We start from the raw sequence: 22,887 nt of genomic DNA, 5'->3' as shown, positions 1-22,887 counted from the left end.
CACCCCCGTCCCGCGCCTGCCTGCGGCGGCTTGGCGTGGCGTTGACTGGTCCGCTTCGGCTAGTGCACATCATCCCACACCGAAGCCCTTTCCTCACACAAAAATACACTTCCTCACACTATTCCCCACTTTAGAGGAAGCCTATTGGGCGGTCAAGGCTCGTCAACGGTGCCAAAAAGGCGTTTTTCGGAATCAGAACAATGACTTAGCGCAGCGCGAGCGCGCACCAGGAAGGTGAATTCCTAATGAAATGAAGGTCTTAGGGGAGAAAGCCGAGAAACCACCTGAGAACTACGAGGGGAGAAGTCGCTGGCGCAAGGAAATACCGCGGTCCCGAGCCCGGCCAAAGGATACAACGATTCGGTGCCGGGGGCCCTTGGGGCGAGCCCGCAGCGCGGGCCGGTCCAGGCGGTCCGGCGCCGCGCGCGAGTTCGGGATGACCGGTCAGATCCGATAGGCGGTGGTGGTCATCACGCGCGAGGCCGCGCGCATCGCCGCACGTACCGGGGCCGGCAGCGTGATACCCCCCGCTTCGCGCGCGCTGGCGCCGTGGCGGGCCTCGTCGTCGCGCATCTGCTCGAGGATCGCGCGCGAGCGCGCGTCGGCGGCGGGCAGTTGCTCGAGATGGCCGGTCAGGTGCTGCTCGACCTGGCGCTCGGTCTCGGACACGAAGCCCAGGCTGGCGCGGTCGCCGGCGCGTCCGGCCAGCCAGCCGATGGCGAAGGCGCCGGCATACCACAGCGGGTTCAGCAGGCTCGGTCGCGAGCCCAGTTCGCGCAGGCGCTCGGCGCACCAGCCGAGGTGATCCTCTTCCTCGCGCGCGGCGGCATCCATCTGCGCGCGCACCGCGCCATCGCGGGCGGTCAGCTTCTGCGCCTGGTACAGCGCCTGGGCGCAGACCTCGCCGACATGGTTGACCCGCATCAGCCCGGCGACATGCCGGCGCTCCCCGGCGTCGAGTTGCGTGTCGTCATGCTCGCCCAGCGGCTCGGCCGGGCTGGGCCGCCCCGCTCGGGTCGCGCCGGTGATGGCGCGCAGGGCGACGTCGAATTCGTGGATCAGCTTGTCCATGTCGGTACGGCGGAGGCGGCACGCGTGACGGTGAAAGTGACGACGAGCCGCCTTGGGTCGGTTCGGGGAATTCCCGCATTGTACCGCCCCCGTTTCGGACGTCCCGCACCGGGCGCCTTGCCAGTACTGGCTTGGGCTGGCGGGCTACTCCAAAACCCTGAGTTGTGAAAAGCCGACAATAGAACGACTGTGCGATTGTGCAAACAAGGCCGTTTGTTACAGTACCTGACAACTTCTCGCGAAGTTGGGTGCGTGGGCCATGGAGAGCTCAGGAGGCTGCCTCGCGCATCACACCAATAATTCTTACTACAGGAGATAAACCAGCATGAAGAAGTCGCTTCTTGCATTGGCCGCGCTCGGCGCTTTCGCCGGCACCGCACAGGCCCAATCGAGCGTCACGCTGTACGGGGTGGTCGACGCCAACATCGAATACGTCAGCAACATGTCTTCGACCGCGGCCGGCACGGCCGGATTTCCGGGTCGTGGAGAGAACAAGTTCGGGGTGACTTCCGGTGGCCTGTCCGGTTCGCGCTGGGGTCTGCGCGGCGTGGAGGATCTCGGCGGTGGCATGAAGGCGCTGTTCGTGCTCGAAAGCGGCTTCGGCGTCGATGATGGCCGCATGCAGCAGGGCGGCCGCCTGTTCGGTCGTCAGGCGTACGTCGGGATCGAGAGCAACCAGGTCGGCCGCTTCACCTTCGGCCGCCAGTACACCTCGATGTTCGATGCGTTCGCCAACTTCTCGCCGACCGGCTACGCGACGCAGTATGAACCGATCGCCTATCAGCTGGGCACCAACTTCCGTTCGGACAACACCGCCAAGTACACCGGCAAGTTCGGTCCGGTCACGGCCATCGCGCACTGGTCGTTCGGCAACGGCGTGGCCGGCACCGGCGAAGTCCCGGGCCAGTTCCGGCGCGACACCGGCTACGGTGGCGCGGTGGCGTACGCGGCCGGTCCGCTGGGCGTAACCATCGCCTACGACCAGTCGAACCCGACGGTGGCCAACACCGGCGGCGACACCGCGACGTTCCGCAAGGCAGGCGCCGCGGCCAGCTACGCGTTCGGCCCGGCCAAGCTGATGGCCGGCTATCGTTGGGGCCAGAACAAGGCCCCGAACGACGCCACCATCTATCGCGACGACTACTACTGGGCCGGCGCCAACTACCAGGCCACCGCCGCGCTGGGCCTGACGCTGGCGTACTACTACGCCGACGTCAAGAACCTGAACGGCGTCAACGCTCCGAACCCGTGGCAGGTCAGCTTCGTGGCGGACTACAACATCACCAAGCGGACCGACATCTACCTGACCGCGGCCTACACGAAGAACGCCGGCCTGAACTTCGACAGCGCCGTGATCAGCTTCGCCAACGGCTACCCGCTGGGCGCCGGCGAAGACAATATGGTCGGCGTGGGCATCGGCATCCGCCACAAGTTCTAAGAACAACGGCAACACCGCGGGCACGCCCGCTTTCGAAAGGCACCTCCGGGTGCCTTTTTTGTTGGCCGCGCCGTGCTGCCATAGGGCTTCACCTCATCGGCAGCGCTGCGCCGGCGCCACTAGAATGCAGCAGTCCCGTCGGCCCGCCGGCAGGCACAAGACGATGCGCCAGCAGGCGCCCGAGGAGACGAACCGATGCAAGCAACCCGCCGCCGCGCGCTGCGCCTGACCCTGGCCGCCACCCTGAGCGGGCTCGCCGCGACGGCATGGCAGATTCCCGCGCACGCCGCCGATCCCGGCAGCTATCCCGCCAAACCGATCCGCATGGTCGTACCCTTCGCCCCCGGCGGCACCACCGACATCCTGGCGCGCGCGGTCGCCGCCGAGCTGTCGAAGCTGCCGGGCTGGAACGTGGTGGTCGACAACCGTCCCGGCGCGGGAGGCAATATCGGCGCGGAGATCGTCTCGAAGGCCGAGCCCGACGGCTATACGCTGCTGATGGGCACGGTCGGCACGCATGGCATCAACCAGTCGCTGTACGGCAAGCTGCCGTACGACCCGATCAAGGACTTCGCGCCGATCACGCTGGTCGCCGCGGTGCCCAACGTGCTGGTGTTGAACCCGGCGTTCGCGCAGCAGAACAAGATCAACAGCGTCAACGACCTGATCGCGTACGCGCGAGCCAATCCCGGCAAGCTGAACATGGCCTCGAGCGGCAACGGCACCTCGATCCACCTGGCCGGCGAACTGTTCAAGACGCAGACCCGGACCTTCATGGTCCACTTCCCGTACAAGGGCAGCGGCCCGGCGCTGACCGATCTGGCCGGCGGCACCATGCAGGTGATGTTCGACAACCTGCCGTCGTCGATGTCGCTGATCAAGGCCGGCAAGCTGAAGGCACTGGCGGTAACGAGCGCCAGGCCGTCGCCGGCGCTGCCCGACCTGCCGACCATCGCGCAGGCCGCGAAGCTGCCCAGCTACGAGGCCAGTTCCTGGTTCGGCCTGCTGGCGCCGGCCGGCACGCCGCCCGCGATCGTGTCGCGGATCCAGCAGGAAGTCGCCAAGGCGCTGGGCACCCCGGCGATGCGCGAAAAGCTGCAGGCCCAGGGCGCCGAGCCCGTCGGCAATACGCCGGAGCAGTTCGCGCAGCATATCCGCGCGGAAACCACCAAGTGGGCCAAGGTGGTCAAGGACTCGGGCGCCAAGGTCGACTGACCGCCTCGCCGCACTCGGGTCGCGCCGGCTGCCTGAGCCAGCCTCGCGGTCGGCCAAACGCATATACTTCAGGCGTCAACCATTTTCTTCGATGCCCGCCTGCAATGCCGACCTCCGCCGCCGACGCCGCGCCCAACGCGGCGCCAGTCGATCTCGAAACCCGCGCCGATGACGCCAGCCACGAGGCGCTGCGCCTGTGGCTGCGTCTGCTGACCTGCACCAACCTGGTCGAGGCCGATATCCGCGGCCGGCTGCGCGAATCGTTCGGCTGCACGCTGCCTCGCTTCGACCTGATGGCGCAGCTCGAGCGCCATCCCGAGGGCCTGAAGATGGGCGAGCTGTCGCGCCGCATGATGGTGACCGGCGGCAACGTGACCGGCATCACCGATCAGCTGCAGCAGGAAGGGCTGGTTTCGCGCGAGCCGCTCGCCAACGACCGGCGCGCCTATCTGATCCGGCTGACGCCGGCCGGCCGCGCGGCCTTCACGCGCATGGCGCGCGCGCACGAGCAATGGGTCGAGCAGCTGTTCGAAGGGCTCGCCGAGACCGAGCGGCGCGCGCTGTTCAAGCTGCTGGGCCGCCTCAAATCGACACTGGTGTCCGCATGAAATCCCTGATGCCGCAACCGAGGTTGCAACAGCGGCCGCAAGCGCAAGCGTTGCGTGTCTTGCGCCAGCCGGCGCCCGCGAGGACGGCCGCGGTGGCCGCCATGGCCGCCGCCGTGGCCGTCCTCACCGGTGCCTGCGCCAGGTCGCCGAGCGCGCCGCCGGCGCCGCAGATCACGCCGGTCAACGCCACCGTCAAGCTGGGCAGGATCGCCGAGAAACGCTTCGTCACGCGCGTCGACGTCGAACAGGCGCGCGGCTATTCCGGCTATGGCGTGGGGGTGGGCGCCGCCAGCGGGGGCGGCTGGAGCGGTGGCGGCGTCGGGGTCGGGCTGGCGTTCGACCTGGGCCGGCTGCTGAATCGCCCGCCGGTGCAGCAAGTCGACATCTTTGCCTACGAGATCAAGCTGAACGACGGCACCGCTGCGACGGTCAACGGCCCGGCGGCGCCAGGGCTCGATGTCGGCAGCTGCGTGCGCGTGGTCTACGCGGACGGACGGCGCGAGCCGGGGCTGGCGCCGTCCAACGAGTGCTGAGCCGGCGCCGGCATCGTCGGCATCGTCGGCGCCGTGGCGGCGATCAGGCGGCCTTGCGCGAATCGCGCAGCTCGCGGCGCAGGATCTTGCCGACGTTGGTCTTCGGCAGTTCGGTGCGGAACTCGACGTACTTCGGCCGCTTGTAGCCCGTCAGCCGGTCCTTGCAGAACGCGATCACGTCCTGCTCGGTCAGCGCCGGATCCTTCCTGACGACGAACAGCTTGACCACCTCGCCCGAGTGTTCGTCCGGCACGCCGACCGCCGCGACCTCGAGCACGCCCGGGCACTCCGCGACCACGCCCTCGATCTCGTTCGGGTACACGTTGAAGCCCGACACCAGGATCATGTCCTTCTTGCGGTCGACGATGCGGGTATAGCCGCGCTCGTCGATGATGCCGATATCGCCGGTCTTGAAGAAGCCGTCCGGCGTCATGACCTTGGCGGTCTCGTCCGGCCGGTTCCAGTAGCCGGCCATCACCTGCGGTCCGCGGATGCAGATCTCGCCCGGCTGGCCCAGCGGCACGTCGCGGCCGTCGTCGTCGCGGATGGCGATTTCCGTGGACGGCAGCGGCAGTCCGATGGTGCCCGAGAAGGCGTCGCTGTCGGTCGGATTGCAGGTCGCCGACGGCGAGGTCTCGGACAGGCCATAGCCTTCGATGATCGGGCAGCCGGTCTTGGCCAGCCATTTCTTGGCCACCGCCTCCTGCACCGCCATGCCACCGCCGTTGGCCACGCGCAGCCCCGAGAAATCGACCTTGTCGATGTCCGGATGGTTGATCAGCGCGTTGTACAGCGTGTTGACGGCCGGGAACATGTGGAAGCGGTACTTCTGCAGCTCCTTGATGAAGCCCGGGATATCGCGCGGATTCGGAATCAGCACGCTCAGGCCGCCGCTGCGCATGCCCAGCAGCCCGCAGACCGTCAGCGCGAAGATGTGATACAGCGGCAGCGCGGTGATCGTCACCACCTGGTCGATCGGCGCGCCCTTGGCCAGCGCGGGCTGCATCCACGCATGCGACTGCAGCACGTTGGCGACCACGTTCCGGTGCAGCAGCACCGCGCCCTTGGACACGCCGGTGGTGCCGCCGGTGTACTGCAGGAAGGCGATGTCGTCCGGGCCGGTATCGACGGGCTTGCGCTGCAGCCGGCTGCCCTCGGCCAGCGCCGTGGGGAAGCGCACGCAGTTCGGCAGCTCCCACGCGGGCACCATCTTCTTGACGTTGCGCACGACGAAGTTGACCACCGCGCCCTTCAGGCCGCCGAGCATGTCGCCCATGCTGGCCACCACCACGTGCTTGACCGGCGTGGCCGACAGCACCTGCTGCAGCGTGGCGGCGAAGTTCTCCAGGATCACGATCGCCTCGGCGCCGCTGTCCTTGAGCTGGTGCTCGAGCTCGCGCGGCGTGTACAGCGGATTGACGTTGACGACGACCATGCCGGCGCGCAGCACGCCGGCCAGCACCACCGGGTATTGCAGCACGTTCGGCATCATGATCGCGACGCGCGCGCCGGGCTTCAGTCCGCGCGCCTGCAGCCAGGCGGCGAAGTGGCCGGACAGCCGGTCCAGCTCGGCATAGGTGATCGCCTTGTCCATGCAGACGAAGGCACGCCGGTCCGCGTAGTCCCGAAAGGATTCCTCCAGCAGTTGGGCAAGCGACCGGTACTGGCTGGCGTCGATCTCGGCGGGGACGCCTGCCGGATAGTATTTCAGCCACTGCTTTTCCATATGCCGTCTCCTGGTTTCTGAATGATCGTTCGATTTTTGCAACGCTAAACGGCGATGCTAAACGGCGGGCCCCCTTAAGACAACACCAGGACGACACGTTAGATGAAGTCCTCTGGACCGCTGCCAGTGTAATGGCGCCCGATCGCGCCGTCGGTGTGCGCGCCGGCGCGGGAATACCCTAGGACCCGCCGGACTGCCCGGTGGCGGCACCCGGGCCGGCCGAGGCATGGCCTGCCGCGTCGCCGCCGCCGGCGTCGGCGTTCACCGTCGCCGCGCCGATCGCCCGCTCATTCGGCGCCAGCGCACGCAGCCGCGCCTTGCGCTGCTCGGGCTTGAGCTTGCCGATGCGTTCGGCCTCCGCATAGAAGGCCTTCCAGTCGCCGCCGCATTGCTCCAGCAGCGCGAGGAACGCCGGCACCCATTGCTGATAGGTGGCGACCGCGGCCAGATGGGCGTTGGTCAGCGGCTGCGAGAACCAGCGGTCGTAGCCGCTGTAGCCGCCCCACGATTCCTTCAGCGCCGCATAGCGCTGGCGCAGCGCGGCGAAGATCGCCGCCTTGCCGGCCCGCTTGGCGTCGTCGTCGATGGGGCTGCGGTACAGCGCGTCCAGTTCGGCGCGCGCCTGCAGCAGCATCGCGCGGAACTGCCGGCGGCGCGCATCGTACTGGCGATAGCTGGCGCGCGCGTCGGCCGAGGCCTCGCGCGCCAGCCAGCGTTCGACGCCGGCGATCTCCACCGCCGAGGCAAACGACTCGTTGAAGGTGGTGTCGTTGCGCACGTAGACCACCTGATGCGCGAGCTCGTGGAAGATCATCCGCGCGAGCTCCCCCTCGGGCAGATAGACGAAGGTGTTCAGCAACGGATCGTCGAAATAGCCCAGCGTCGAATAGGCGGGAACGCCCGCCACATAGGTCTCCAGCCCCTGGCTGCGCAGCCCCGCGGCATAGCGGTGCGCGTCCTCGATCGCGTAGTAGCCGCGGTAGTTGACGCAGCCGACCACCAGGAAGCACCACTTGTGCAGCTCCATCGACAGCTCGGGCGTCGCAAAGACGCTCCACACCACATAGGGACGATGCAGGTTGGCGTAGTGCCGGTAGCTGCCGTTGTCCGGCAGCGCCAGTTCGCGCGAGGCAAAGTCGCGCATGCGTCCGGCCAGCGCGAGCCGGTCGGCCAGCCGCTTGTCGTTGCTGCCGTTGGCGTAGGCGATCGCGTCGGACAGCGGCGTGGCCTGGGCCATCACGCCCAGATGGCCGCTGATCGACTGCGCGTAGTAGCCGACGGCCTCGCAGCCGGCCAGCAGCGCGCCCAGCGCCGGGGCGGCAAGGGCGGCCAGCGCGGCCGCCACGCGGACGCGAGCCGGCCGCCGTGCCATCACGTCACCGCCTGCGCGGCGGCCTCCACCTGCACCAGGCAGTCGTAGAAGACCGGCGCGCGGCCCATGTCGGTCAGGCGCTGGCTGGTCAGCTCGTTGGCGTTCTTGCCGTCCGGCGCCAGCTTCTTCCACCAGATCGACAGCCCGACCACCAGCCCCTGCCGCGCGCGGTCGGTGACGCGGGCACGCGCCTGCATGCTGCCGCGGTCGTTGAAGGCGCGCACCATCATGCCGTCGACGATGCCGCGCGCGGCGGCGTCGTCCGGATGGATGTCCAGATGCGGCTCGCCCTCGGTCGCGCGCAGGCTGTCGACGTTGACGAAGGTGCTGTTCAGGAAGTTGCGCGCCGGCGGCGAGATCATCGCCAGCGGATACCGCGCCGCCAGCTCCGGCGCGCTGGCGGGCGCCTCGTACGGCGGCACGTAGCCTGGCAGCGGATCGAGGCCGTCCTTGACCATCTCGGCCGCGTAGAACTGGCACTTGCCGGTGGGGCTGGGAAAGCCGCCCTCGGCAAACGGCGCCGCCGGCAGCTTCAGCTTCTGCCAGCCGCTTTCCTTCAGCGTCGGCCAGTCGATGCCGGCCGCGCGTGGATCGTTGTGCGCGATCGCCTGCGCGGCGATGTCCTCGTCGCTGTCGGCGAAGCAAGGCTCGGTAAAGCCCATGCGCCGTGCCAGCCGGCGGAAGATCTCGGTATTGGGCAGCGCCTCGCCCAGCGGTGCGATCGCCTGGTTGTTGGCGAGGAAGTAGGTGTGGCCGTAGGCCTTGTGCACGTCGACGTGCTCGAGCTGCGTGGTGGCCGGCAGCAGGATGTCGGCATAGTCGGCGGTATCGGTGCGGAAGTGCTCGAGCACCACGGTGAACAGGTCCTCGCGGGCAAAGCCCGCCGCCACCTTGCCCGATTGCGGCGCGACCGCGACCGGATTGCTGTTGTAGACGACGATCGCCTCGACCGGCGGCGTGCCGGCCGGCAACCCCTCGCCCAGCAGCGCATCGCCGATCGTCGACATATTGATCGTGCGCGGCAGCTTCGGCCAGCTCGGCAGCAGGTCCGGGCGCTGCAGCGCCGCGTTGTCGATCGGGAAGAAGCCCGACGTCGACAGCTGCAGCCCGCCGGCGGCGTGGCGCCATGCGCCCACCAGCGACGGCAGGCAGGCCACCGCGCGCACCGCCTGGCCGCCGCCGTGGGCGCGCTGCATGCCATAGTTCAGGCGGATCGCGACCGGCTGCCGTTCGCGCACGGCGAGCTGGCCGTACAGGCCGGCCAGCCATTCGATGTCCTGCGCATCGATGCCGCAGATCTGCGCGGCGCGCGCCGGGGAATACTGCGCCGCGCGGTCGCGCAGCGCGTCGAAGCCGACCGTGTGCCGGGCGATGTAGTCGTGATCGAGCAGATCGTCGCGGATCAGCACGTGCATGATCGCCAGCGCCAGCGCGCCGTCGGTGCCCGGCATCGGCGCGAGATGGCGATGGCACTTCTCGGCCGTCAGCGAGCGGTACGGGTCGATCGCCACCAGCGTCGCGCCGCGGCGCTTGGCCTGCTGCACGCGGGTCCAGAAGTGCAGGTTCGAGGCGATCGGATTGCCGCCCCAGATCACGATCAGCTTCGCGTCCTCGACATGCTCGATGTCCATGCCGACGCTGGCGCCGTAGGTGTAGCGCAGCGCGGTGGCGCCGGCGCTGGCGCAGATGGTGCGATCGAGCAGCGAGGCGCCGAGCTTGTGGAAGAAGCGCGCGGCCATGCTTTCGCCCTGCACCAGCCCCATCGTGCCGGCGTAGCTGTAGGGCACGATGGCCTGCGGATCGCGCGCGGCGATCGCGCCGAGCCGCTGCGCGACGATGTCGAGCGCCTCGTCCCAGCCGATCGGCGCGAACTGTCCGCTGCCCTTCGGGCCGATCCGCTTCATCGGGGTCAGCAGGCGGTCGGGATGATAGGTGCGCTCGGTATAACGCGACACCTTGGTGCACAGCACGCCCTGCGTGCCCGGATGGTCGGGATCGCCGGCCACCTTGACGGCGCGGCCGTCCTCGACGGTGACGAGCAGCGCGCAGCTGTCGGGACAATCGTGCGGGCAGGCGGCGCGGACGATGCGGGTGGACATGGGTTCTCCGGGGGCGATGGTCTTTGTGGCCGATTGTATTCGATCGGATTCCGTCGGATTCGATCGGATTCCATCCAGGGGCAGCCGGCGCAGGCGCCGCCGCCTCCCTGCGCCGCCTGCTCGCCTCCTCCGGCCAGTGGTCCCGTCGTCCGCGTCAGGCGCTCAACGCTGGTCGTTCAGATGACAGGCTGACATCCGCCCCGGCGCGATCTCCTTCAGCGCGGGAGACTCCTCCCGGCAGCGCGGCATCGCATGCGGGCAGCGCGGATGGAAGTGGCAGCCCGACGGCGGATGCAGCGGCGACGGGATCTCGCCCTGGATCGCCACATAGGTCTTCTTGCCGACCTCCAGCTTGGGCGCCTCGGCCAGCAGCGCCTGCGTGTACGGATGATTCGGCGCGGCGAACACCTGCTCGGTCGGCGCGGATTCGACCACGCGGCCCAGGTACATGATCACCACGCGGTCGCTGGTGTGCTTGACCACGCCGAGGTCGTGGCTGATGAACAGGTAGGTGAGGTTCAGCTCCTGGCGCAGCCGCATGAACAGGTTCAGCACCTGCGCCTGGATCGACACGTCCAGCGCCGCCACCGATTCGTCGCAGACCAGGAACTCCGGCCTGACCGCCAGCGCGCGCGCAATGCCGATGCGCGCCCGTTGGCCGCCCGAGAACTGATGCGGAAAGCGCCGCAGCACGGTCGGGTCCATGCCGACCCGCGTCAGCATCTCCTCGACATAGGCCTTCTGGCCCGAGGCCGGCACGATGCCGTGCACCACCGGCGCCTCGCCGACGATATCGAGCACGCGCAGCCGCGGGTTCAGCGAGGCGTACGGATCCTGGAAGATCATCTGGATCGCCAGCTGCTTCTCGCGCTTTTTCTCCGCCGGCAGCTGCTCCAGGTCCTCGCCCTTCCACAGCCGCGTGCCTTCGGTCAGCGTATGCAGGCCGACGGCCATCCGGCCCAGCGTCGACTTGCCGCAGCCGGATTCGCCGACCAGGCCGACGACCTCGCCGGCGCGGATGGCCAGGTCGACATGGTCGACCGCGTGCACCACTTCTTCCTTCGCATGCGCGCCGAACAGATTGGCGATGCGTGCGGCGGCGTCGAGCGACTTGACGAAGCGCTTGGAGACGCCGCGCAGCTCGAGCAGCGGCGCGCCGGTTGCCGACGCGGAGGCCGGCTTCGCTGCCGCGTCGGCGGGCGCGTCGATCACGGACATATCGGTCATGCGGCCTCCTGGGTTTCGAGCACCGGATGGAAGCAGCGCAGGCGCCGTCCGTCGGGCGCGCTGCTCAGCGGCGGCTCGGTGCGGCAGATCTCGGTGGCGCGCGGGCAGCGCTCGCGGAACGCGCAGCCGCCCGGCAGGTTCAGCAGCGACGGCGTCATGCCGGGGATCTGCCGCAGCGGCGCGCCGCGCGGATTGCGCGACGGCGCCGAGCCGATCAGTCCGTGCGTATAGGGATGTTCGGGACGCTCGAGCACCTGGCGCACGTCGCCAGCCTCGACGATCCTGCCGGCGTACATCACGCAGACGCTGTCGGCCAGCCCCGCGATCACCGACAGGTCGTGCGTGATCCAGATCAGCGCGGTGCCGGACTCGCGGCACAGCTTCTGCATCTCGTAGAGGATCTGGCCCTGGATCGTCACGTCGAGCGCGGTGGTCGGCTCGTCGGCGATGATCAGGTCCGGCTTGTTCAGCAGCGCGATCGCGATCGCGACGCGCTGGCGCATGCCGCCGGAGAACTGGTGCGGATAGGCCTGCAGCCGCTCGTCCGGCGACGGAATGCCGACCCGCGCCAGCGCATTGCGCGCGCGCTCGCGCGCCACCGCCTTGTCGACCTTCTCGTGCGCCAGCACCGCCTCGATCATCTGCGTGTCGATGCGCAGCACCGGATTCAGCGTCATCATCGGATCCTGGAAGATCATCGCGATGCGGTTGCCGCGCACGTTGCGCATCTGCGCCGGCGTCAGCCTGCGCAGGTCGCGCGTGACGCCGTCGCGGCTGGTCAGCTCGATGCGTCCGCCGACCACCTGCCCCGGTGGGTCGATCAGTCCCATGATCGAATAGCCGGTCATCGACTTGCCCGAGCCGGACTCGCCGACCAGCCCCATGATCTCGCCGCGGCCGATCGAGAAGGAGACGCGATCGACCGCGCGCGCGACGCCGCCGCGCGTGAAGAAATGCGTTTCCAGGTCCTCGACCAGCAGTGTTGGTTTGCTGTTCATGCGGTCATTCCCTTGTTGGCGTCGTCTGTCAAAGCGTCTGCAGGCGCGGATTCAGCACGTCGCGCAGCTGGTCGGCGACCAGGTTCATCGCGACGATGGTCACCACCAGCGCGATGCCGGGGAAGAAACTGATCCAGTACTTGCCGGACAGCATGTACTGCTGTCCGTTCGAGATCAGCGATCCGAGCGACGGCTCGGTGATCGGCACGCCCAGTCCCAGGAAGGACAGCGTTGCCTCCAGCGTGATCGCGGACGCCACCTGCAGCGCGGCGATCACGATCAGCGGTGGCAGGCAGTTCGGCAGCAGGTGGCGGAACATGATGCGCCGCGCCGGCAGCCCCAGGCAGGTGGCCGCCTCGATATATTCCTTGCGCCGCTCGACCAGCGCCGCGCTGCGCGTGGTGCGCGCGTAGTAGGCCCACTGCACCGCCACCAGCGCGATCACGATATTGCCGATACCGGGCCGCAGGAAGGCCAGCAGGATCAGCGCCAGCAGGATCGGCGGGAACGACAGCTGCAGATCGGCGACGCGCATGATCAGCGCCTCGACGCGTCCACCGACGAAGCCCGCGATCAGCCCGAGCGTGGCGCCCAGCACCAGCGCGATCACCGTGCTGACCACGCCCACGCCGATGCTGATGCGCAGGCCGTACATCACCGCCGACAGGATGTCGCGGCCCTGCTCGTCCGAGCCGAGCAGGAACGTCATGCCGTTGCCCGCCACCTCGCCCGGCGCCAGGCGCGCGTCCAGCACGTCCAGCGTGGCCAGGTCGTAGGGGTCCTGCGGCGCCAGCCACGGCGCGAAGATCGCGACCAGCACGATCGCGATCAGCACCGCCAGGCCCGCCACGGCGATCTTGCTGGAGAAGAACTGCCGGGCGAAGCGGCGCCACGGCGTATCGACGGCCGCCGCTGACGGCGTCGGCGTGCCGGTCGGGGTGCCCGGGGGACCGGCGGGAATATCGGAGGGGGGAACCGGCAGCCCATCCGGCGTGCCCGGTTGCGTAGCGATGGTCATGGGATCAGCCCTTGTTGTCGGCGATGCGCACGCGCGGGTCGAGCACGCTGTAGAGGATGTCGACCGCCAGGTTGATCAGGATGAACAGCGTCACGATCACCATCAGGTAGGCGACGATCACCGGCCGGTCCAGCAGCTGGATCGAATCGATGATCAGCTTGCCCATGCCGGGCCAGGCGAAGATCGTCTCGGTGACGATGGCGAACGCGATGATCGAGCCGAACTGCAGCGCGATCACGGTGACGATCGGAATCAGGATGTTCTTCAGCACGTGCACGCCGACGATCCGCGTGTTCGACAGCCCCTTGGCCCGCGCGAACTTGACGTAGTCCTGCAGCATCGCCTCCTGCGTGCCGGCGCGCGTCAGCCGGATCACCATCGCGATGTTCAGCAGCGACAGCGTGACGGCGGGCAGCACCAGATGGCGGATGCCGTCGACGGTCAGGAAGCTGACCGGGATGCCGAGCACCGGGACGGTCTGCCCGCGCCCGTTCGACGGCAGCCAGCCCAGCTGCACCGCGAACACCATGATCAGCATCAGCCCGACCCAGAAGGTCGGCAGCGAGAAGCCGAGGATCGACACCGTCATGATCGACTTGCCGGCGATGCCGTTGGGCCGCAGGCCGGCCCACAGCCCGAGCGGAATGCCGAGCACGATCGCCAGCAGGATCGCGCAGACCGCCAGCTCCATGGTCGCCGGCATCCGCTCGAAGATCAGCTTCAGCGCCGGCGTGCCGTGCGCGAACGAGATGCCCAGATTGCCCTGCAGCGCATTGGTCAGGAAGATCCAGTACTGCTCCCACAGCGGCTTGTCGAGGCCGAGCGCGGCGATGGTGCGCTTGATGTCCTCCTGATCGGCCTGCGGATTGATCAGGATGTCCACCGGATTGCCGATGGCGAACACACCGAGAAAGACCAGCAGCGACATGACGAAGAGCACGACCACGCTCTGCATCAGGCGCCGGATGATAAAGACCAGCATAGTCGGGACGCTTTTCCTTCGCCGCCGGCACCGCCCTCCGTCATGGCTCGCGCGAGAAGTCGCGCGAAGGCATGCGGCGGGACGCGGCACCGGCTGACGGCTAGCGCCGCCCGATCGTCGCCGGGCGGCTGTTTGGGTGGCGATCGGCGCGTGGCCGGGTCCGAGGGCCCACGGCCCGCGGGGCCCCGGCCGCACGCGGCGGTCCGCTTGGGCCCGGCGGTCCGGTCGAGCGCGCGGCGCCATTGGGCACCGCGCACTGCACGGCTGTCAAGTCGACAGCCTGGCGCCGGCCCTGCCGCGTTATTGCTGCGGCTTGAAGTTGTGCGCGTAGGTCCGTTCGTCGGTCCGCGGCACGTAGGTGATGCCCTTCTGCGTGGCCCAGGTGGTCACCTGTTGATGGATCGGGATGATGCCGCCATCGTTGATCGCGATCGCGGTCGCCTCCTGCAGCAGCTTCGAGCGCTCGCCGTCGTCGACCGTCGACAGCGCCTTCTCCAGTACCGCGTCCATCTTCGGATTGCAGTACTCGCCCCAGTTCGTGGTGCCGAAGCCCTTCTTGGCATCCTCGCACGCCAGCAGCGCGCGCAGCGGCGAGCTGACCTCGCCGGTCTGCGCGCCCCAGCCCAGCAGGCCGAACGACCACTCGTGCTTGATGCCCTTGGACGAGTACGTCGCCATCGGCATGCCTTCGACGCGCGTGGCAATGCCGATCCGCGTCAGGTTCTGCGCGATGGTCTGCGCGATCTTCTCGTCGTTGACGTAGCGGTTGTTCGGCGTATGCAGCGTCACGCCGAAGCCGTTCGGGTAGCCGGCGTCGGCCAGCAGCTTCTTGGCGCCCTCGGGGTCGTACTTGACGGTCTTCAGGTTCGGGTTATGCCCGAACAGCGTCGCCGGCACCAGGTTGTTGGTCGGCTCGGACAGCCCCTCCATCAGCCGGTCCTTGATGCCCTGGCGATTGATGGCCATGCTGATGGCGTTGCGCACGCGCGCATCCTTCAGCGGGTTCTTGTCCATCGGCTGGCCGTCCTTGCTGGTGACGTACGGCGACTTGTCGCGCTTGGCATCGAAATACAGGTAGATCACGCGGTGCGAGATCTTCGAGAAGAACGACAGCTTCGGGTTCTTGCGCACCTGCGGAAGATCCGGCGTCGGCACGTTCTCGATCGCCTGCACGTCGCCGGACAGCAGGGCGGCAAGACGCGTGGCGGGGTTCGGAATGAAGCGCAGCGTCACCTTGTCCCACGCCGGCTTCGGGCCCCAGTAGTCGGGGTTGCGCGTCAGTTCGACCCGGTCGTCGCGCGCATAGCTGACGAACTTGAACGGACCGGTGCCGATCATGCCCTTGCCTTGGGCGAAGTCGTCGGAGTTCAGGCCCTGCGTGGCCTTCTTCTGCACGATGAAGATCGAGGTCAGGTCGTTCAGCACCAGCGGATAGGGCTGCGCGGTGATCAGCTGGATCGTGTTCGGATCGATGATCTTCTTGGCGACGATGGCCTTGGTATAGACGTCGAACTTGCCCGGGCTGTTCTGGATCGTCGCGGGCCGGTCCAGCGACCACAGGATGTCCTCGGCGGTCAGCGGCGAGCCGTCATGGAACTTGACGCCCTTGCGGATCTTGAACTCCCAGGTGGTCTCGTTGACCAGCTTCCACGACTCGGCCAGGCCCGGAATGATGCGGCTGTCCGCGTCCATCTTGATCAGGCTGTCGAAGATGTGCTCCGACACGTTGATGTTCGAGAACAGGTTGTAGAAGTGCGGGTCCATCGAGGTGGGCGGCGAGCTCATGGCCAGCTTGAAATCGGCTGCCAGTGCCTGACCGCCGGCACCGAAGCTGATGGCTGCGGCGAGCAGGGCGGTTGCAAGTGCCTTCTGGTGGTGGCGTAGCGGCATCGAGCGATTCTCCCGAAAAGTGGGGGCAACTATAACGAGCGGCCTGTGACCGTCGCAAGCTGCGACGCCGCAAATTGGTGCAGGCGTCGTGATACTCGCGGGGCCCGGCTCGCGGACGCGGTACGGCAAGCATTAACTGTTCCAGTAGAGAAGCCCCGGCGGCAATGCGGGGAAACCCACCTCCGGGCGCAACGGTGGCGAATGCCGACGGCAAATCGCGCGGTATATTGGGCGGCATATACGGGAAATCTCCTGGGGGAAACCTCGCGCCTTGGCCCTTCATGGTGGCCGCTGGTGGTGACCCTCGGTTCCGGCGCCGGTTTTGGCGCATTCCGGCGGGGCGTCGTATGATCCGGTTGTTTCACCCCCGCGGTTTCCCCATTCCGTATTGTCGACTCGGTGTTTCTCCCCGGTCATTACCTTCTCGTTCATCACCGCTTACCGCTGCTGCCACGGCCATGACCCTGATCCCCGAAATCCTCCAGGCGCAAGACGAGATCCGTTCGATCCGCCGCGATATTCACGCTCATCCGGAATTGCGGTTCGAGGAGCAGCGCACCGCCGACGTGGTTGCGCGCACGCTGACCGACTGGGGCATCGAGGTCCATCGGGGCCTGGGCAAGACCGGCCTGGTCGGCGTGATCCGCAACGGCAGCAGCGCGCGCAGCATCGGACTGCGCGCCGACATGGACGCGCTGCCGCTGCAGGAGGCGAACACCTTCGGCCACCGCTCGCAATACGAGGGCAAGATGCACGCGTGCGGACACGATGGCCATACCGCGATGCTGCTCGGCGCCGCCCGCTACCTCGCGCGGCACCGCAACTTCGACGGCACCGTCCATCTGATCTTCCAGCCGGCCGAGGAAGGCGGCGGCGGCGCGCGCGAGATGATTCGCGACGGCCTGTTCGAGCGCTTCCCGTGCGACGCGGTGTTCGGCATGCACAACTGGCCCGGCATGCCGGCCGGTTCGTTCGGCACCTGCCCCGGCCCGCTGATGGCATCGAGCAACGAGTTCCGCATCGTCGTGCGCGGCAAGGGCGCGCATGCCGCGATGCCGCATAACGGCAACGACCCGGTCTTCACCGCGGCCCAGATCGTGGGCGCGCTGCAGGGCATCATCACCCGCAACAAGCGGCCGATCGACGCGGCGGTGATCTCGGTCACGCAGTTCCACGCCGGCGACGCCACCAATATCGTGCCCAACGAGGCATGGATCGGCGGCACCGTGCGCACCTTCACGCTGCCGGTGCTCGACCTGATCGAACGGCGCATGGAAGAGGTGGCGCGCGCCGTCGCCACGGCCTTCGACTGCACCATCGAATTCAGCTTCGACCGCAACTATCCACCGACCGTCAACAGCGCCGCCGAAGCGGCCTTCGCGGTCGAGGTCGCACGCGAGCTGGTCGGCGTCGACAACGTCGAGGCCAACGTCGAACCGACGATGGGCGCCGAGGACTTTTCCTTCATGCTGCTCGAGCGGCCCGGCTGCTATCTGTTCATCGGCAACGGCGAGGGCGGGCACCGCGAGGCGGGCCACGGCATCGGGCCCTGCATGCTGCACAACCCCAGCTACGACTTCAACGACGAGATCCTTCCAGTCGGCTCGACATTCTTCGTCAAGCTGGTCGAGAAGTGGCTGGCGCCGGCGTGAGCGGCGAGGACATTGCCGGCGTGACTGGCACGGCCGGGCGGGCCGCGCTGCCGGCACTCGATATCGCGACCGCCAGCGCCTTCGCCCAGGTCGCGCTCGAGAACATCCTGCGGCCCTATCCCTACCGCGTCGACCACATGATGATGGGCGCCGGCGACCTGGCCGAGCCACGCACGCTGCATCCGGTCTATTTCGGCAGCTATGACTGGCACTCCAGCGTGCACATGCACTGGCTGCTGGTCCGGCTGCTGGCGCAGCGGCCCGATCTTCCCGAGGCCGGCGCGATCCGCTCGACGCTCGATATCCAGTGGCAGGCGCAGGCGGTCGCGGCCGAACTTGCCTATTTCCAGCGGCCGGGGTGCGCGACCTTCGAACGTCCCTATGGGTGGGCCTGGATCCTGCGGCTGCAGGCGGAGTTGCGCGAATTTCCCGGGGCCGACGAGCAGGTCCAGCGCTGGGCGAAGGCCTGCGAGCCGCTGGCGACCGATCTGGCCGGCCGGCTGACCGACTATCTCGATATCGCCGACTTCCCGATCCGCACCGGCACGCACGCCAACAGCGCCTTCGCGCTGGTGTTGGCGGACGGTTATGCGCGCACCGAGGGCCATCCGGCGCTGCGCCGGGCCATCGCGCGGCGCGCGCATCGCTGGTTCGGCCACGACCAGCGCTACCCGGCCCGCTATGAGCCGGGCGGCGACGAGTTCCTGTCAGGCGGCCTGATGGAGGCGGTGCTGATGCGCAGGGTGCTGGACGACTGCGCGTTCGCCGAATGGTGGGAGATGTTTGCGCCGGCGCCCAGCGATCTGGCGACCTGGCTGACGCCGGTGGTGGTCGCCGATCGCACCGATCCGAAGCTGGTGCACCTCGACGGACTGAACCTGTCGCGCGCCTGGTGCTGGCGCCTGCTGGGGCCGTCGCTGCCGGAACCGTTGCGGACGAAAGCGGCGGCCGCGTGGGCCGATCATCTGGACGCGTCGCTGGCGCAGGCGGTCAGTGGGGACTATGTCGGTACGCACTGGCTGGCTTCGTTCGCGGCGCTGGCCTTGACCGATCCCGTGCTCGCGGCGTGAGCGCCTGTTCTTCGCCGGTTGGTCCTCGCCGATCGAATTTTCGGCGATCGATTTTCGGCGGTGGACCGTCGTATCGGTCTGCCCGCCGCTAATCCAGCGCGATGTCGCCATACCAGGCTTCGGCCTGGCTCTTGGTGTTATCGGTGTCCGTCATGATGCCGACCGCCAGCAGGCGGCCCGGCTCCTTGCCGAAGGCGGCGCGATAGTCGGCCCGCAGATCTCGCTCATGGCAGCGCCATTGCCTCGCGTGACGCGTGCCCGAGTCGGCCACGATCATGCGGACCCGCTCGGTATGGGGATTCGGAATGACGGTCCCTTCCGCGCGTTTCGAACCCCAGATGTACATCAACGTCGCGTAAGGCATCTCGCGGCCTGTCATCAGCCGCGCCATCTCGTCCATCAGATGGTCCTTCAGCGACAGCGTGCTCTTGTCGCCATCGAACGCCACGAACACCCGCAGCGGCGCGTCTTCGCGCGGCCCGGCGGCGTTGTCGCCGTCGGGGATGACGTCGCGGGTCTTCCAGGCCCAACGCAGCTTGCCGGGATCGCGCGGCGTCAGCGGGACATAGAGCCCCGACGCCGAGCCCTCGGCGCGGGCATGCAGCACGACACGCTGGTCGACTTCGGCCAGCGCATATTGCGTCGGCGTCTTGCTGCGGTTGACAGTCCAACTGCGCCAGCCGGCCGGCAGCGATTGCTCGGGATCCGACGCGGAAAATAATGGAAGATGCGGCAACGGCGTCGGTTCGCTGTCTTCTTGCTCGCTTCCATCGGCAACTTTCTGGAACACTCCCGCAACGCCCGTGCCGGCCGATGCTCGCGTGCGCAGCGTTCTGGCGGTGGAGGAAGCGGCGAGCCGCTTATGAAAGCCGCGGCAGTCGGTCGCGGCGATCTTGATCGATGGCTTCGCCGACGGCGCGCGGGCCGCTGAGTCGATCGGTGGCGATGAAGAGGTCGAACATGCCGCCAATGCGGCGGTCAGCACACAAAGTGCGGCTGCAACCGCGGGCCTGCGCAGGTCCATGCCGATGATTCCGGGCCTGATTGCGGCCATCCCTCTCTCCCGAACTTCGGATCGCCGGGCGCTGGGTCGACCGCGGCTCCGATTACATGACGCCGGCCTGCCATGCCCTGAAACAGGGCGGGTGCCAACGCCGAGCGACACCATAGCAGAGCCCGTTCGGGCGCGGAACCGGTGACTTCACCTTGGCGGCCAATCTGTTGTATTCCGTCTGCGGGCTGGGGCACACAATGTCGTTCTATTTCGGCCCTGCCGCAAAGCAAAACGCCCCAGACCTGTTGGGATCTGGGGCGTTTTTGAATGGAGAGCCTGGCGATGACCTACTTTCACACGGGTAGTCCGCACTATCATCGGCGCGAAGTCGTTTCACGGTCCTGTTCGGGATGGGAAGGGGTGGTTCCGACTTGCTATGGTCACCAGGCATAAAGGGTTGCCGGACTGGCTTGTGGGGCCAATCGGGCGTATTGGGATGTAGCGTAGGTTGTGCTGTATGGCACGTATGCGGATACCAGCGGCGCGTATCGAACGCGCTAAACGCACTGGTTATAGGATCAAGCCTTACGGGCAATTAGTACTGGTTAGCTTAACGCATTACTGCGCTTCCACACCCAGCCTATCAACGTCCTGGTCTTGAACGACCCTTCAAGGAGCTCGAGGCTCCAGGGAATCCTCATCTTCAGGCGAGTTTCCCGCTTAGATGCTTTCAGCGGTTATCTCTTCCGTACATAGCTACCCTGCGATGCCTCTGGCGAGACAACAGGTACACCAGCGGTACGTCCACTCCGGTCCTCTCGTACTAGGAGCAGCCCCCGTCAAGATTCCAACGCCCACGGCAGATAGGGACCAAACTGTCTCACGACGTTTTAAACCCAGCTCACGTACCTCTTTAAATGGCGAACAGCCATACCCTTGGGACCGGCTACAGCCCCAGGATGAGATGAGCCGACATCGAGGTGCCAAACACCGCCGTCGATATGAACTCTTGGGCGGTATCAGCCTGTTATCCCCAGAGTACCTTTTATCCGTTGAGCGATGGCCCTTCCATTCAGAACCACCGGATCACTATGTCCTGCTTTCGCACCTGCTCGACTTGTCGGTCTCGCAGTTAAGCACGCTTTTGCCATTGCACTTTAGGTACGATGTCCGACCGTACCAAGCGTACCTTCGAACTCCTCCGTTACACTTTGGGAGGAGACCGCCCCAGTCAAACTGCCTACCATGCACTGTCCCCGACCCGGATTCACGGGCCTAGGTTAGAACCTCAAACAAACCAGGGTGGTATTTCAAGGACGGCTCCACGAGAACTGGCGTCCTCGCTTCAAAGCCTCCCACCTATCCTACACAGATCGGTTCAAAGTCCAATGCAAAGCTGCAGTAAAGGTTCATGGGGTCTTTCCGTCTAGCCGCGGGGAGATTGCATCATCACAAACACTTCAACTTCGCTGAGTCTCGGGAGGAGACAGTGTGGCCATCGTTACGCCATTCGTGCAGGTCGGAACTTACCCGACAAGGAATTTCGCTACCTTAGGACCGTTATAGTTACGGCCGCCGTTTACCGGGACTTCAATCAAGAGCTTGCACCCCATCATTTAATCTTCCGGCACCGGGCAGGCGTCACACCCTATACGTCCACTTTCGTGTTTGCAGAGTGCTGTGTTTTTATTAAACAGTCGCAGCCACCATTTTATTGCAACCCCTTCACCCTTCTGGCGCAGGCCAGTCAAGCTACCAGGGCGTACCTTATCCCGAAGTTACGGTACCAATTTGCCGAGTTCCTTCTCCCGAGTTCTCTCAAGCGCCTTAGAATACTCATCTCGCCCACCTGTGTCGGTTTGCGGTACGGTCTCGTATGACTGAAGCTTAGAGGCTTTTCTTGGGACCCCTTCCGATTGCTTCGCAGCACTAGGCCGCTCGCCCCACATCCTTGAATCCTGCGCCCGGATTTGCCAAAGCGCCTTCTCCAATGCAGGGACCGGGACTTCCAACACCCGGACAACCTTCCGCGATCCGTCCCCCCATCGCATCATACGACGGTGCAGGAATATTAACCTGCTTCCCATCAGCTACGCATCTCTGCCTCGCCTTAGGGGCCGACTCACCCTACGCCGATGAACGTTGCGTAGGAAACCTTGGGCTTACGGCGAGGGGGCCTTTCACCCCCTTTATCGCTACTCATGTCAGCATTCGCACTTCCGATACCTCCAGCATCCTTTACAAGACACCTTCACAGGCTTACGGAACGCTCTCCTACCACGCGCACAAGGCGCGTCCGCAGCTTCGGTGACTGGCTTAGCCCCGTTACATCTTCCGCGCAGGACGACTCGATCAGTGAGCTATTACGCTTTCTTTAAAGGGTGGCTGCTTCTAAGCCAACCTCCTGACTGTTTTAGCCTTCCCACTTCGTTTCCCACTTAGCCAATCTTGGGGACCTTAGCTGGCGGTCTGGGTTGTTTCCCTCTTGACACCGGACGTTAGCACCCGATGTCTGTCTCCCGTGATTGCACTCTTCGGTATTCGGAGTTTGCTATGGCGGGGTAATCAGCAATAGACCCCCCAACCATGACAGTGCTCTACCCCCGAAGGTGAGACACGAGGCACTACCTAAATAGTTTTCGGAGAGAACCAGCTATTTCCAGACTTGTTTAGCCTTTCACCCCTATCCACAGCTCATCCCCTAACTTTTCAACGTTAGTGGGTTCGGTCCTCCAGTACGTGTTACCGCACCTTCAACCTGGCCATGGATAGATCGTCTGGTTTCGGGTCTACACCCAGCGACTCAATCGCCCTATTCGGACTCGCTTTCGCTACGCCTTCCCTAACCGGTTAAGCTTGCCACTGAATGTAAGTCGCTGACCCATTATACAAAAGGTACGCCGTCACCCGTTGCCAGGCTCCGACTGTTTGTATGCATGCGGTTTCAGGATCTATTTCACTCCCCTCCCGGGGTTCTTTTCGCCTTTCCCTCAC

16 protein-coding genes and 2 rRNA genes (1 of these 18 cut by a window edge) are annotated in these 22,887 nt (G+C 66.4%); 6 read left to right on the top strand and 12 right to left on the bottom strand.

Annotated elements, in window-relative coordinates; translation table 11 throughout:
* Window positions 1-444 precede the first annotated feature (444 nt).
* Window positions 445-1,071 carry a 2-polyprenyl-3-methyl-6-methoxy-1,4-benzoquinone monooxygenase gene (gene coq7 / locus M1D55_RS11555; RefSeq protein WP_064577263.1) on the bottom strand — a complete coding sequence of 209 codons (627 nt, stop codon included), beginning with the start codon at window positions 1,069-1,071 and terminating at the stop codon, window positions 445-447.
* Window positions 1,072-1,396: 325 nt separating this feature from the next.
* Between coq7 and M1D55_RS11550 the strand changes: the two genes are divergently transcribed.
* The 4 genes from M1D55_RS11550 to M1D55_RS11535 all read left to right on the top strand — a co-directional run bounded on the left by M1D55_RS11550 (window position 1,397) and on the right by M1D55_RS11535 (window position 4,865).
* A complete protein-coding gene (locus M1D55_RS11550) occupies window positions 1,397-2,509 on the top strand; it encodes a porin (RefSeq protein ID WP_006577766.1) in 1,113 nt (370 codons plus the stop codon).
* 195 nt (window positions 2,510-2,704) lie between these two features.
* Entirely contained in the window at window positions 2,705-3,724 is a 1,020-nt protein-coding gene (locus tag M1D55_RS11545) for a Bug family tripartite tricarboxylate transporter substrate binding protein (RefSeq protein ID WP_006577767.1), read from the top strand.
* Between the two features lie 104 nt (window positions 3,725-3,828).
* On the top strand, window positions 3,829-4,332 hold the full coding sequence (locus M1D55_RS11540) for a MarR family winged helix-turn-helix transcriptional regulator (protein WP_006577768.1): 504 nt from the start codon (window positions 3,829-3,831) through the stop codon (window positions 4,330-4,332).
* A 101-nt stretch (window positions 4,333-4,433) separates the two neighbouring features.
* Complete coding sequence (locus tag M1D55_RS11535) at window positions 4,434-4,865, top strand: hypothetical protein (RefSeq protein WP_456282223.1); 432 nt, start codon at window positions 4,434-4,436, stop codon at window positions 4,863-4,865.
* Between the two features lie 43 nt (window positions 4,866-4,908).
* On the opposite strand, the gene M1D55_RS11530 is transcribed toward M1D55_RS11535, so the two are convergent.
* From M1D55_RS11530 to M1D55_RS11495, 8 genes are all read right to left on the bottom strand, one after another.
* Window positions 4,909-6,591: a long-chain fatty acid--CoA ligase gene (locus M1D55_RS11530; protein WP_006577770.1), complete on the bottom strand. Its 1,683-nt coding sequence runs from the start codon at window positions 6,589-6,591 to the stop codon at window positions 4,909-4,911.
* Window positions 6,592-6,769: 178 nt separating this feature from the next.
* Window positions 6,770-7,963, bottom strand: coding sequence for an aminopeptidase (locus tag M1D55_RS11525; RefSeq protein ID WP_456282222.1), 1,194 nt, complete (start codon window positions 7,961-7,963; stop codon window positions 6,770-6,772).
* Window positions 7,963-10,062: a molybdopterin-containing oxidoreductase family protein gene (locus tag M1D55_RS11520; RefSeq protein ID WP_456282221.1), complete on the bottom strand. Its 2,100-nt coding sequence runs from the start codon at window positions 10,060-10,062 to the stop codon at window positions 7,963-7,965. The genes M1D55_RS11525 and M1D55_RS11520 overlap by 1 nt, the downstream gene beginning before the upstream one ends.
* A gap of 162 nt (window positions 10,063-10,224) precedes the next feature.
* Complete coding sequence (locus tag M1D55_RS11515; RefSeq protein WP_456282695.1) at window positions 10,225-11,280, bottom strand: ABC transporter ATP-binding protein; 1,056 nt, start codon at window positions 11,278-11,280, stop codon at window positions 10,225-10,227.
* A 5-nt stretch (window positions 11,281-11,285) separates the two neighbouring features.
* On the bottom strand, window positions 11,286-12,287 hold the full coding sequence (locus M1D55_RS11510; RefSeq protein WP_456282220.1) for an ABC transporter ATP-binding protein: 1,002 nt from the start codon (window positions 12,285-12,287) through the stop codon (window positions 11,286-11,288).
* A gap of 28 nt (window positions 12,288-12,315) precedes the next feature.
* Window positions 12,316-13,305, bottom strand: a complete 990-nt coding sequence (locus tag M1D55_RS11505; RefSeq protein WP_023264133.1) for an ABC transporter permease — start codon at window positions 13,303-13,305, stop codon at window positions 12,316-12,318.
* A gap of 4 nt (window positions 13,306-13,309) precedes the next feature.
* On the bottom strand, window positions 13,310-14,287 hold the full coding sequence (locus M1D55_RS11500) for an ABC transporter permease (RefSeq protein WP_023264134.1): 978 nt from the start codon (window positions 14,285-14,287) through the stop codon (window positions 13,310-13,312).
* A gap of 300 nt (window positions 14,288-14,587) precedes the next feature.
* Window positions 14,588-16,177 carry an ABC transporter substrate-binding protein gene (locus M1D55_RS11495; protein WP_064577268.1) on the bottom strand — a complete coding sequence of 530 codons (1,590 nt, stop codon included), beginning with the start codon at window positions 16,175-16,177 and terminating at the stop codon, window positions 14,588-14,590.
* A 458-nt stretch (window positions 16,178-16,635) separates the two neighbouring features.
* Between M1D55_RS11495 and M1D55_RS11490 the strand changes: the two genes are divergently transcribed.
* Window positions 16,636-17,829, top strand: a complete 1,194-nt coding sequence (locus M1D55_RS11490; protein ID WP_006578029.1) for a M20 aminoacylase family protein — start codon at window positions 16,636-16,638, stop codon at window positions 17,827-17,829.
* A 20-nt stretch (window positions 17,830-17,849) separates the two neighbouring features.
* Entirely contained in the window at window positions 17,850-18,899 is a 1,050-nt protein-coding gene (locus M1D55_RS11485; RefSeq protein WP_456282219.1) for a DUF2891 domain-containing protein, read from the top strand.
* 88 nt (window positions 18,900-18,987) lie between these two features.
* On the opposite strand, the gene M1D55_RS11480 is transcribed toward M1D55_RS11485, so the two are convergent.
* From M1D55_RS11480 to M1D55_RS11470, 3 genes are all read right to left on the bottom strand, one after another.
* Window positions 18,988-20,067, bottom strand: coding sequence for a DUF3047 domain-containing protein (locus M1D55_RS11480; RefSeq protein WP_456282218.1), 1,080 nt, complete (start codon window positions 20,065-20,067; stop codon window positions 18,988-18,990).
* 160 nt (window positions 20,068-20,227) lie between these two features.
* Window positions 20,228-20,341, bottom strand: a 5S ribosomal RNA gene (gene rrf / locus M1D55_RS11475).
* Between the two features lie 126 nt (window positions 20,342-20,467).
* A 23S ribosomal RNA gene (locus M1D55_RS11470) occupies window positions 20,468-22,887 on the bottom strand (it continues 461 nt past the right edge of the window).

It is taken from the genome of Cupriavidus sp. JZ107 (assembly GCF_053903255.1).
This window is presented reverse-complemented; position numbering and strand designations above follow the sequence as displayed.

Excerpts from the sequence above, each read along its gene's own strand:
- coq7 (WP_064577263.1), bottom strand. The coding sequence starts at position 1,071 with ATGGACAAGCTGATCCACGAATTCGACGTCGCCCTGCGCGCCATCACC.
- M1D55_RS11550 (WP_006577766.1), top strand. The coding sequence starts at position 1,397 with ATGAAGAAGTCGCTTCTTGCATTGGCCGCGCTCGGCGCTTTCGCCGGC.
- M1D55_RS11545 (WP_006577767.1), top strand. The coding sequence starts at position 2,705 with ATGCAAGCAACCCGCCGCCGCGCGCTGCGCCTGACCCTGGCCGCCACC.
- M1D55_RS11540 (WP_006577768.1), top strand. The coding sequence starts at position 3,829 with ATGCCGACCTCCGCCGCCGACGCCGCGCCCAACGCGGCGCCAGTCGAT.
- M1D55_RS11535 (WP_456282223.1), top strand. The coding sequence starts at position 4,434 with ATGGCCGCCGCCGTGGCCGTCCTCACCGGTGCCTGCGCCAGGTCGCCG.
- M1D55_RS11530 (WP_006577770.1), bottom strand. The coding sequence starts at position 6,591 with ATGGAAAAGCAGTGGCTGAAATACTATCCGGCAGGCGTCCCCGCCGAG.
- M1D55_RS11525 (WP_456282222.1), bottom strand. The coding sequence starts at position 7,963 with ATGGCACGGCGGCCGGCTCGCGTCCGCGTGGCGGCCGCGCTGGCCGCC.
- M1D55_RS11520 (WP_456282221.1), bottom strand. The coding sequence starts at position 10,062 with ATGTCCACCCGCATCGTCCGCGCCGCCTGCCCGCACGATTGTCCCGAC.
- M1D55_RS11515 (WP_456282695.1), bottom strand. The coding sequence starts at position 11,280 with ATGTCCGTGATCGACGCGCCCGCCGACGCGGCAGCGAAGCCGGCCTCC.
- M1D55_RS11510 (WP_456282220.1), bottom strand. The coding sequence starts at position 12,287 with ATGAACAGCAAACCAACACTGCTGGTCGAGGACCTGGAAACGCATTTC.
- M1D55_RS11505 (WP_023264133.1), bottom strand. The coding sequence starts at position 13,305 with ATGACCATCGCTACGCAACCGGGCACGCCGGATGGGCTGCCGGTTCCC.
- M1D55_RS11500 (WP_023264134.1), bottom strand. The coding sequence starts at position 14,287 with ATGCTGGTCTTTATCATCCGGCGCCTGATGCAGAGCGTGGTCGTGCTC.
- M1D55_RS11495 (WP_064577268.1), bottom strand. The coding sequence starts at position 16,177 with ATGCCGCTACGCCACCACCAGAAGGCACTTGCAACCGCCCTGCTCGCC.
- M1D55_RS11490 (WP_006578029.1), top strand. The coding sequence starts at position 16,636 with ATGACCCTGATCCCCGAAATCCTCCAGGCGCAAGACGAGATCCGTTCG.
- M1D55_RS11480 (WP_456282218.1), bottom strand. The coding sequence starts at position 20,067 with ATGGTGTCGCTCGGCGTTGGCACCCGCCCTGTTTCAGGGCATGGCAGG.